Annotated in this window: 8 protein-coding genes; 2 read left to right on the top strand and 6 right to left on the bottom strand. The window is 52.5% G+C overall.

Translation table 11 applies throughout. The features are described 5' to 3' along the window. The coding region (locus BMZ79_RS34925; RefSeq protein ID WP_218154864.1) for a molybdopterin-dependent oxidoreductase at positions 1–224 on the bottom strand (224 nt) is incomplete at its 3' end. A 406-nt stretch (positions 225–630) separates the two neighbouring features. On the opposite strand from BMZ79_RS34925, the gene BMZ79_RS33255 reads away from it, so the two are divergent. Beyond that, positions 631–1,128: an SDR family NAD(P)-dependent oxidoreductase gene (locus BMZ79_RS33255; protein WP_371263842.1), complete on the top strand. Its 498-nt coding sequence runs from the start codon at positions 631–633 to the stop codon at positions 1,126–1,128. A 282-nt stretch (positions 1,129–1,410) separates the two neighbouring features. Here BMZ79_RS33255 and BMZ79_RS33250 read toward each other — a convergent pair whose 3' ends face one another. The 5 genes from BMZ79_RS33250 to BMZ79_RS33230 all read right to left on the bottom strand — a co-directional run bounded on the left by BMZ79_RS33250 (position 1,411) and on the right by BMZ79_RS33230 (position 8,955). Further along, positions 1,411–4,632, bottom strand: coding sequence for a sugar-binding protein (locus BMZ79_RS33250; protein ID WP_218154863.1), 3,222 nt, complete (start codon positions 4,630–4,632; stop codon positions 1,411–1,413). A 230-nt stretch (positions 4,633–4,862) separates the two neighbouring features. Continuing rightward, positions 4,863–5,969, bottom strand: coding sequence for a GerAB/ArcD/ProY family transporter (locus tag BMZ79_RS33245; RefSeq protein ID WP_090649512.1), 1,107 nt, complete (start codon positions 5,967–5,969; stop codon positions 4,863–4,865). A gap of 16 nt (positions 5,970–5,985) precedes the next feature. Continuing rightward, positions 5,986–6,207: a hypothetical protein gene (locus tag BMZ79_RS33240; RefSeq protein WP_090649509.1), complete on the bottom strand. Its 222-nt coding sequence runs from the start codon at positions 6,205–6,207 to the stop codon at positions 5,986–5,988. Continuing rightward, positions 6,204–7,406 carry a Ger(x)C family spore germination protein gene (locus BMZ79_RS33235; RefSeq protein WP_177222474.1) on the bottom strand — a complete coding sequence of 401 codons (1,203 nt, stop codon included), beginning with the start codon at positions 7,404–7,406 and terminating at the stop codon, positions 6,204–6,206. Before BMZ79_RS33235 ends, BMZ79_RS33240 begins: the two co-directional genes overlap by 4 nt. Before the next feature lie 4 nt (positions 7,407–7,410). Continuing rightward, a complete protein-coding gene (locus tag BMZ79_RS33230; RefSeq protein ID WP_090649504.1) occupies positions 7,411–8,955 on the bottom strand; it encodes a spore germination protein in 1,545 nt (514 codons plus the stop codon). 1,328 nt (positions 8,956–10,283) lie between these two features. On the opposite strand from BMZ79_RS33230, the gene BMZ79_RS33225 reads away from it, so the two are divergent. Further along, positions 10,284–10,529: transposase (locus tag BMZ79_RS33225; RefSeq protein WP_090649501.1), on the top strand; the 246-nt coding region annotated here is incomplete at its 3' end.

Genomic DNA, 10,529 nt, shown 5'->3' with positions numbered 1-10,529 from the left:
ACCTTATTCATGTTTTTCAAATCATCATACGTAAATTTAATTGGTTGATCCACTAATTCTTCAATTGAAAGGTACCAGGTGTTCATATCGATTGTCGGGTATTCAAAATGATTTCTTACGTAAAATAATGGATTCGGTGTAAGGGTTTGGAGGTGAGCAACCATGGGGAATTCAAGATTTTCTGATGGGAAATAGGAAACCGGAACCAAATGAATGTCGCGCATGAACAAATCCACCTCTTCAGCTAAATATAAACAGAACAGCTCTAGAATTTATTTTTAGCAAAGAAACGTAATTTTAACCATCAAACCAGATTTCGTCATCTTGAGTTACAAAATGAAAATCGAAATGGACGATTACTAAAGCTTAGTAAAACCGTTATGCTGCCAACGGAACCTTCCTGTCGTCTTTGGATTATCCGGTACGCATCGCCGGTCATGCCAACCGTCGGGAATGAGATCAAGTTCTTGTCAATTTCGGAAATGGGATCAAGTTCTTGTCGTTTGGTTTTGGCAAGAACTTGATCCCATACCTACAAAAAGCCGCGAATATCGCGGCCTTTAATGAGATAATGTTCTTGTCACCTGACACTATAATATGTTGTCGGATGACAAGAACTTGATGTCATAAATGAAACTTTATCTCCTTTCCTTCTTCCCCGTTCTTTTATCCTTCAGGCGAAAATTCGCGCAACGGGCATGCTCCGGATCCGGTGTCATGCGTTTTTATATCCCGATATCCCTCGGACTAAGGTTTAGGATGACTCTTAGGAAAGGTTGGAATTGCCGGTTGGCCAGGTGGAGAGCGCCTGCTCGCGTTGCCGGTCCAATGCATACCATTTATCCGACTTCCAAGGGAGCCGTTGAGACACTTACTTTGGCGTTAGCTCCGCATTTCGCATCAAAAGGCATTACTGTGAATGCAATAAGGCCGGGAATTACGGCAACTGATATGAATAAGGATATGCTCGCAACCCCAGAAGGACTTGCTGGAGCAGCATCAATGTCTGCTTTCGGAAGAGGTGGCACCACTGAAGACGTTGCTGATGTAGTTGCGTTTGTAGCATCTGAGGAAGCACGATGGATCACGGGGCAATTTATTGATGCCACCGGAGGAACTAGGCTTTAAGAAAAGCAATAAATGAATGGCATTTGATTATAGTATGTGTTATCTTCCCTGTTAAAACGACGGCAGCCGACCACCTAGGATGGCAGCCGTCGTTTTTGCGAGAGAATGTTAATTAACATCCAGCTCAACTTTAAAATCAGTGCTTGACTGTTCAACCTATAGCGGTTGCGCTCGATAAGAATGCCTGCTTTCCGATCGTCTTGCTCCCACCAGCGCCAGCGCTCAAATCCTAGACTGGAACTCAGGCTTCGCGAGAAGCCTTCTCCTAGCTATCGAAACCTCTTATAGCGCTTCTATCAACTCCACCATTCGATCGGCCAGCTCCAGCAGCTTTGCTTTCAGCTCCGGCGTGATCTGCGATTGCATGCCGTCCGCGTTCAAGTTGCTTCGGAACCCGTTGAACTGCGCGGCGGCAGCGTTATTGTTGCTTTTGCCGAGCTGCTTCTCGGCTTGCTCCAACCGTTGGAGCAAATTCGACTTGAGCACTGGTCCGACGTTGCCGGATACGATCAGCACGCGAAGTTTGGCGATGCCTTCGGCCGGGGTCGCGATCGGTTTGGCGACGAACTTCATATCGCCCCAGTTCAGTTGGTTGTCGCCGTCCCCAAGCCACATAATCTGACCCCAGTTGCCCGGGCCGTCATTGTCGGTCGCCAGCAACGTCATCCCAACCGTCTTGCCGTCGGCCGGCGAAAACGGCATGATTTGCAGGCTGTTCCACGGAATGGCCACTTCCATCGTGTAGCCGTCCGTCCGCACGTTGGATGTTATCGTCCCGTCCGAATACGGGAACTCCTGCATGCCGCCGTTATGGCCTTCCCGCATGAACATGTGCGGCTTGCCGTCCGGACCGCTCGGCGTTAGGAATATCGAGTAGTCGCCGTCACGGAATGCGGTGCCGTTCTTGCCGCGATCCAGATCGAGGAAGAGCAGCGTCGCGTCGGACAGATACATTTTCGATCCGGTTTCCGTAAATTGAAGAGCGTCGTCGATCCGTTCCTCCAGCAGATACAAGTTGTCGTCGTCCCATTTGATCCGGTACTTGGAGGTGATGTCTTGGTCGTCCGTCTCTGCTCCCCAGGCCGTTCCGTATTTGTTCACATCCTCGGACTCGGGGCTTACGATCATTTCCGCCGCATCATCCCACTCGCCGGGTGCTGCAACGCCGTCAACAGCGATGGCAGCCTTCGCTCCCTGTGACTCGTAGGTGACCGGAGCCTGCACTTCCCACGGCTTCGCTTCTTTATAGAAGCGGTAGTACGTGTATGGGTCGACGACCTCGAACTTCAGCTCGGGATAATGCTCTTTTACGTAATTGACGGCATCGACGACCATGCTTGGCTTGGTCAGGATGTTCCGGAACATGAAAAACGTTTGATTCTTCTGTAACTGCGCGGCGATCTGTTTACCGTATTCGGCGGCATCACTTACTTCGTGACCCAAATCCTGCACCCAGGCGAACGGCGTGCCGTTCACGACCGGCTGCTCGAATCCGCCGTTGTTGCCGACGCCGTTCGGCGAGAAGCGGCTGTACGATTCCTGGACGCGCAGCGGAACCGAACCGCTATTGCCGCTGATCAGGAACCCGGTGATGTCGATGTCGAATTTATCGTACATCTCGGTGTTGTACTGCTCCCAGACGTGCAAGAAATCCGGCAGCCCGTCGGGACGGTTCTCTTCGAGCAGCATGATCGGGTTCAAGTACCCGGCTCCGTTATCGCCGGCTACGAAATAGTCGTTCGGCGACATTGTTTCGTAAAGGTAGTTGAACATTTGCGGAATCCGTTTGGACAGCCCCATAACCGGCGGCCATGCGAGCGGCAGCTCGCCGCGCTTCGGATCGTTCCAGAGCGCGGGCAGCGCCCCTGCCGTCCATGCGCCGGCGTCGTAGTCGCCCATGTAGAAGGCGACATACTTCGTGGCAGGGTCGTACGTCTTGCCGTTGTTCCCTTTATCGTTCTTCTGCGCGAATGTCTCATTCAGCGGGACGTTCTTGAACGCCGATGCGTTGGACAAGCCGATCAGGCCATAAGCGTCCGCGTCTTTCTGCGCATTGTATTTGGAAATGATGTCGGCGTACTTCCATTCCGCTTGTACTGGCTCCAGCCCCGCTTGCGAATCGGCATGCTTCGTATACTTGATCCACCACGGCACGAAGCCGCCAATCGTAAAAATCGTTTCGCCCGCTCTGGCGTTTTGGGACCGCAGCAGTTCGATCAGCGTATTGTAATCGGTGCCGAGCGGCTGGTTGCGGTCGTCGATCGGCTTCGTCGTCTCGTCCGGGCTCAGGTCAAAAAAGAACGCTTTGTTCGCGATAAAATAGTCGGCGTTCGGCAGGAATGAATTGAACAGATCGGGGTAGACGAATTGCCGGCCTTCCTGAGGAACGGGCACTTCGGCCGGAGGCACGGTCGACTGGTCTTCGGTCGTTATTTCTACGGTTCGCTGGATACTGGCGCCGTACCACGTCACGCCGTCGCGTACCATGTCCGCGTCGAACTTATATACGCCCGGCGCATTCGGCGCTATAATCGTGAAGCGGAACGTCTTCTGCTGCCCGCTTGCGATTTGCTCGTTCGCGCTTAGGAATACCCGCTGATTGGCCGGATCGATCGAGAACCCGCCGTTCAGGTTACCCCATTTGATCTGGTTCGTGCCAAGCGAGCCGAGCCGGTCGTTGGCCGCCATCGTCCAGGTCGTCTTGCCGGTGTTTTTGAACGTGACCGCTACTTCGATTTCCTGACCGACTTTCAGCTTGGCCGGCATGGCGACCGATACGACTTGGGCGCTCAAATCTTTGGCCGATTGGTTGATCGACCAGGATACGCCGTCCAGCCCGTAAGCCATCATCGTCGGATTGGTCAGGCCGCTGTCCAAATAACGGACTTTTGCCCACAGGTAAGCGTCGTTCTTGGCGCTGCCTGTCGAAGCGAGGTCCGTGTCCGGAATCATCCCTTGTCCGGAAAATTTGCCGACCAGGTTGACCGCTACCCGTATGTTCCGTTTCAGGACCAGCTCATCGTACGGGCTGCCCGGCGTTTCGTCGAATCGTACCGGCAGCAAATTTTCGGCGCCAGCCGCCGTCGAAGCGACGTTGGCCGTCGCGGGAACGTTCTCATCCCATACGACCACGCCATTGAATGCGCTTACAAACCGGTCGAGCACGTCGGAGAACGATGCAGCCGTTGTCAGCGTGCGCGCCGCCAAAGCGCCGCCTTCTTTGCGCAACTCGTCCAGCCAGAAATGGTCGATATCCATATCCGCCTCTTTGGCAATCGAATTGGATTCATAGAAATAATACAATTGCGTATTCGTCCGGTTCACGACGCCCTGCAACGCTGTAGCTAGCTTCAAGTAGTCATAGCTTAACTTGGATGTTGGTTGGGCGGCGATGAACGTCTTTAAATCGAACACCGTCAATTCGCTGGCATCGGGATCGCCGGCAGCGGGCGCCGCTGCGCCATTGGCCAGCGCGGGCGGCAGCGCGAGCGTGAATATCGTCATAAGCAACAAAGCGAGACGGGATCGTCCGAACAATTTCCTCATTGTCAAAAGTCCTCCCTTAACGCGCGTATTCGTTCTGGGATGCTTCATCCCTGCTCAAAACCCAAAAGCTCGGGCACCTCCTTTTCCAGTAATATGATATATCTATCAATTATTTCAATTCATATTATAGAAATGGATGAATGCGCTGTCAATTGCGTCACGGTGGCCTCCTAATCGTCATTCTTTTCTCATTTCGTTGTCACAGCACGCGCGTTCTTTCCTCTTCCGTTCCGAAGCCAATCAACGAACAAGTAGAGCGACGGCAGCGCAGCTTTAAGGATCATCATAGCGGATCCACTGCTCTTCGTTATCACCTCGATATCAGCCATCGATTCGAATAAATACAGGGACAGAAAAATCATGGCGGCGGACATGCCGTAGGACAGCGGTTTGTGGTCCTTTAGCCCGAACACGTGCGTAGCCAGGATCGTGCCGACGAGCAGGAATAAACCGATTTTCAGTAGCATGCTGAACTGCCAGAACACGATCAGCATGGGGTCGAGATTTTCCAGGAACGAGCCTGCCCGCATGTAACGGATTAATTCCAGTGTTGGATAGGTCATGTTTGCCGTCAAATCGGGCCCGAACAAAAACAGCACGGCGATCATGTTGACGATGACGACTACGAGCGCGGTCAAGCTCGCCCAGAAAAGCGTCCGGAACGTCTTTTCTTTATGATTGAAGTGCGGGATCAGGTACGTAATGAACGACATTTCAGCGAAGAACGATGTCGACAGCACCGTGCCGTCCCAGATACCATGCGGATGAAAATCAGTCCAGAGCGCCACGAACTTCTCGGTGTCGACATGATTGACAGAGAACAGCGGAAACGTAAGGACAGAGATGACGCTAAACAGGAATAAGCCCTGTGCGCCGCGAAAAAAACCTACGACTCCTGACCGAGTACCCCGGGCGATGCACAACCCGAATAAGGTCGCGACCGCCCAGCCCGGCGTGCCTGGTAAATAGATTTGAATGATGAAATCGGTCAATTCACGGAGAATGAACGCCGCCATGTACAGGTGAATAAGTATAGCAACCGCGAAGATGAGGTAATGCGGCCACCGGCCCAAGATCTCCTTGCCGTATTCCCCCAGATATGAATCGGGCCGCTTCCGGAGAAGCCGAAATGTAAAGTAGGATAACAGTAGGCCGAACACCCATCCGAGCACCGTGCCGACCCAAGACATGAAGCCGGCCATCTCAACGAGCGGACCGATGAAGAAGCCAATGGCGGTCGAGAAGAGAAATTGCGTAAGCATCGTATATAGTTGAAACTGCGTGATTCCCTTCACGGAGCCCCCTCCTTCTTCACTTCAGGTATAACAATCGTTGAAGCGGATCAAACAGGCCGGCAAACGCAATGCCTATCGAGAAACGCGGTCTGAGCTGCTCGACAGTAACCACGATTACCCAGAGCAACGCCAACAAACCGAGCACGATGCGGAAGGCGCGTTTGCTCCGGTTAAGCTTGCGAAGATACCGCCACTCGTAATAAGCGACGCAGCCGAATACGACGGTAACCGCGATCATTTCCCCACCTCGTCCTCTGCTAGTTTCAAATTCCAGGCTGGCTTTTCCGCACCGCCAATCCATTTAATTCTCATCTTGACGTTTGCATCAACTGTGACCTGCTTCTGATACACGTTCCGCCAGTCGTTCTTGACCTTATTCCACGTCTTTGGCTGCCTCCACCGAATAAGCTGCCCGAAGCCGAACACATCGGCTCGCTGCTGTTGGGTGTGCGAAACCGTGGCAAGTATGCGATTTTTCAACTCTTGGTCCAAGCGTTTCTCCAGGATCTTGACGTTCGCTTTGTCCGTGACGTCGAGCGTAGATTCGCTGGCGATGATTTGCGCCGATCCCGAGCAAGAGATGTTGAACCGGATGTGTCCGTGATTCAATGCCGGCTTAACATCGGATTCGTTGCCGAACAGTATAAACGTGATGATTTTGCCGTCAGAAGGCGACGGTACTCGCATGATGTTCCTCCCGATCTCGTCTAGAATCCACATAGCCGCCTTCGTCTCGCGCGGCGACATCTTGGCCACAAGCTTTCCTTGCCGGAAAATTCCCGCTCCGTCTGTTCCCATCCAATGCTGCCCGTTCCGAACCATTTCGGCGCCGCCATTGCCAAATATAAGCATCGGCATCATGAAGTCGCCTCCTTCCACGGTATTCATCAGCATGTCTTTGGCGGATACGATAACGGTCGCTTTCTGCTTCGAATAGGAAGTTAGAATTTCCGTCAGAAATCGTTCGAAGGTAAGCGGAATGGTTCCGAGCAACTTCGCTGAGCCATCGGCGACGAATAAGTTGGCATTGATATGGACCCCGGTATCACGCATCAGGAAGTCAGCGATCGGGTAAATACCCTCCTGCGCGAATGCCCTGCTGATCACGATATTCCGAAGCTGACCGAACGTGATGCGCCGCGAAAGATCGGCTTGGATAAGCTGGAACGCCTCTCCGACGTCATGACTGCTTTTTGTGACAAATGCGAACGGTGGCCCCGTAGTCGACGAAGATGCACCGCCGCTATTGCCCCCAACCAAGCGATTAGTTAGCGGGAAGCCCAGCGTCAGCTCGATACCCTTCGCAGATTTATCCAGCATCATCACTCTGGCGAATGCGCGTTCGTTCAGTTCGACGCTCGACCAGCAACCGCACGTTGCGCAAGCCAAGACAACCAAAAGCAGTCCTATGCCGAGCGCGCGGGCAATCGGAACCATATTGCTATTCCTCCTCTTCCTGGTTCGACGCCCATTTCCGGCCATTGGACCGCCGACGTTCCCCAAACGCGCCGGAAAATGAGGGATTCGTCTTCATAGCCCACCATGGCGTTCGCACGAACACATCCTTTAAGTCTTTCTTATTACGCGGCGTGAGCGGCTCCAGATAAGGCAGTCCGAACGAACGCAGTTCTATGAGATGAAAATACAGCAGAATCATGCCGCAGGCGATGCCAAACAAGCCGAACATGCCTGCCAAGATCATAATCGGAAACCGAATGAGGCGAAAAGCCAGCCCCAGGTCATAATGCGGGATAATGAACGATGCAATGCCCGTCATGGAGACGATGATGACCATGCTGGCGGACACGATGCCGGCTTGTACCGCAGCGGTGCCAATGATCAGCGCGCCGATAATGGAGACGGCTTGGCCGATCACTTTCGGGATACGCAGGGACGCTTCCCGCAGCGCTTCGAACGAGAGCTCCATAATGAACGCCTCCAGAAGCGCGGGGAACGGTACGTTCTCACGGGCCGCGGAAACGGTGACAAGCAATCGCTCCGGAATAATGTCGGGATGAAACGTCGTGATGGCGATATAAAATGACGGCAGCAGGATCGAAATCAATAGGAACGCGTACCGAATAATCCGAATCCAGGTAGCCGCCATGTAGCGCTGGTAGTAATCTTCGGCCGACTGCATGAGCATGAATAGTGTGACCGGCGCTAGGATCACGATCGGCGTCCCGTCGACGACCAGTACGAATCGACCTTCCAGCATTGCAGCGCACGCGACATCCGGCCGCTCGGTATATTGCACTTGCGGGAAGGGCGAATACGGATCGTCTTCGATGAACTCCTCGATATAGCTGGAACCGAGCACGCCGTCGATGTCGATGGAAGATAGACGTCGCCTCGCCTCGGCAAGCAATTCCGGCTTGCAGACTCCGGTTAGGTATACAAGCGAGACGGCGGTATGCGTTTCCCTGCCCATGTGCATCGATTCGACCGTAAAACGATGCGTTTTCAACCGTTTGCGCATGAGCGTGAGATTCGTCTCCATGCCCTCGATAAACGCTTCGCGCGGACCGCGAATGACCGATTCGTTCGGCGGCTCGCTGATCGCGCGCTGTTTCGCGTCGTATAACGAGAGCATTAGTACTCGCCGCTCTCCTTCGACCATCAACGCTGGCTTTCCTTCCAGAATGCCCCGCTCCACGTCGGTCAGCGAACTGCTGATCATCTGCATGGCAATCGGCAGTTCCTTGCGGTCGAACAGCATTTCGCAGAGATCGTCGTTTGTCATGCCGGGATCGATTTCCGCTAATGAGCGAAGCACGAGTTCTTCAGCCATGGTTAGATCGATTATGCCTTGGATATAGATCATCGCGCAAGCAAGGCCAGAGGGGGTGGTGAACGTATGATAGACGATATCCGAGCTATCCGAGAAGCGGCGCCGTAGATAGGCGATCCGGGAAGCGATTTTGGCACTGGCGGCATTTAATTCTTCTACGGAATCGCGAAGCGTTTTCGGAATCTTAATTTTCATCGGTCTGCGGAGCCAACGGATTTTGGACACTTTCCGATCCTCCCGATTTCTTTCCCCCTAGTTTGCCGTCTTTTCACCAAAGTTATGTATATAAATGGAAATCATGTTCTGCCTTCTAAGAGTCGTCGGGTCCGATGTTGTTGGATGCCTTCCCACTGTTTAAAAAAGAACGCTTACAGTAACCGCGACGTTCTGCGCGTCTAGTCGCTCAGTCTCCAGATTTCCGTAGCCTTCCATGCTTACACGGGTCATTCCCGCCAGCGTCGACTCTTCGCCACATACGGTTTCACCGTCCGACGATCAAGTCAAGCATGCTGTCATTTTCCGTAATTCCCCGTCCTTGATTCGGAACCAATCTGTCCATTAGTTAAACAGGCTGCCGATCATGCCGGCAGCCTGTTGATGTTGGGCTATAGCGTCCCGTTAGTTCAATCCCATTTTCCCTCGACGACATTTTTATCAGTTAAAAATTCATCATAGAAGGTTTTTAGTCGGTCATTAATATCTTTTGTCATATGATAATAAACTCCATTGATTTGGATATTTTGATTCGGTCCAAACGACAACCTATTATCATTCTGTTTTCTTTATCGTATAGTTGAAGACCTCCACCGCCAGTCCATGGGTTTGGCGTTGTCTTCCGTTATGTAGTTGCTCTCATTGATTGAATGATATGATTAATTTCAGCCTTGTTCGCTCACTCGTAGAGCAAGCCGTTTCCCCCGTGCCGATATTCTATCTTTACATGGTGGTGTAATTTCATAAAAACTAACCGAGGCTAACGATTGTTGAAACGTATACAGTACCACCAATCCAACCACATACACTAAAAAAACACTTGCTAGTATAGGTTTCCGCATACGAATCCCCCTCCGCTTGTAAGACGATAAAAAGGGGGATAGGTTGCATAAACCTGCCCGTTAGTTGAACAAATACTGCTTGGGGCTGCTCCGTCGAATGTCATCAAGTTGTCGCTGCACGTCGGGGAGTCCGCTTGGCGCGTTGCCTGCGAATCCATCTTCCTGAAGGCGCCGCCGGAAGTTCGTCAGCCGCCCCGGCTTGCCCGGGCCGTTGTCGCCGCTCGACAGCAGCAGCCGGCCGTCTTCTCACTTGCCTCGATCCGGATCTCCGACGGACGGGGACTCAACTCCATGCCGTGGGAGAGCGCGTTCTCGAGGAGAGGCAACTCTTGTCATTTGGTCTTGACAAGAACTTGATCCCATACATACAAAAAGCCGCGATCATGGTATTATCCCCTCACGGTAGACAACAAGAAAAAGACATCTGTTAAGATGAACTTACTAGTTGTTTGCCGGAGGGGATTTTTCATGGGGAAAATAGGTCGTACGAACAAAAGTTATCCTGAAGATTTAAAACTAGAAGCAGTGAGGCTGGTTACGGAGGACAACTTGGCGTACCGTGAGGTCGCGAAGCGTCTAGGAATACAAAACAAAACGCAGGTAGAGGTATGGGTCAAACGACATCGGGCAGGGCAGCCCTTCGTACAAGAAGCTTCGCGAAAGGGTAAACCGAAGACAAAGTTTGGCAGCGTAGAGGAAGAAATGGCATACCTA

The sequence above is a fragment of the Paenibacillus sp. UNC496MF genome (assembly GCF_900113915.1).
Lineage (GTDB): Bacteria > Bacillota > Bacilli > Paenibacillales > Paenibacillaceae > Paenibacillus_Z > Paenibacillus_Z artemisiicola.
The sequence above is the reverse complement of the archived record's forward strand: the minus strand, read 5'-3'. Positions and strand labels throughout refer to the sequence as shown.

Coding starts and splice junctions, on each gene's coding strand:
- BMZ79_RS33255 (WP_371263842.1), top strand. CDS start 631: ATGAAACTTTATCTCCTTTCCTTCTTCCCCGTTCTTTTATCCTTCAGG.
- BMZ79_RS33250 (WP_218154863.1), bottom strand. CDS start 4,632: ATGACGATATTCACGCTCGCGCTGCCGCCCGCGCTGGCCAATGGCGCA.
- BMZ79_RS33240 (WP_090649509.1), bottom strand. CDS start 6,207: ATGATCGCGGTTACCGTCGTATTCGGCTGCGTCGCTTATTACGAGTGG.
- BMZ79_RS33235 (WP_177222474.1), bottom strand. CDS start 7,406: ATGGTTCCGATTGCCCGCGCGCTCGGCATAGGACTGCTTTTGGTTGTC.
- BMZ79_RS33230 (WP_090649504.1), bottom strand. CDS start 8,955: ATGAAAATTAAGATTCCGAAAACGCTTCGCGATTCCGTAGAAGAATTA.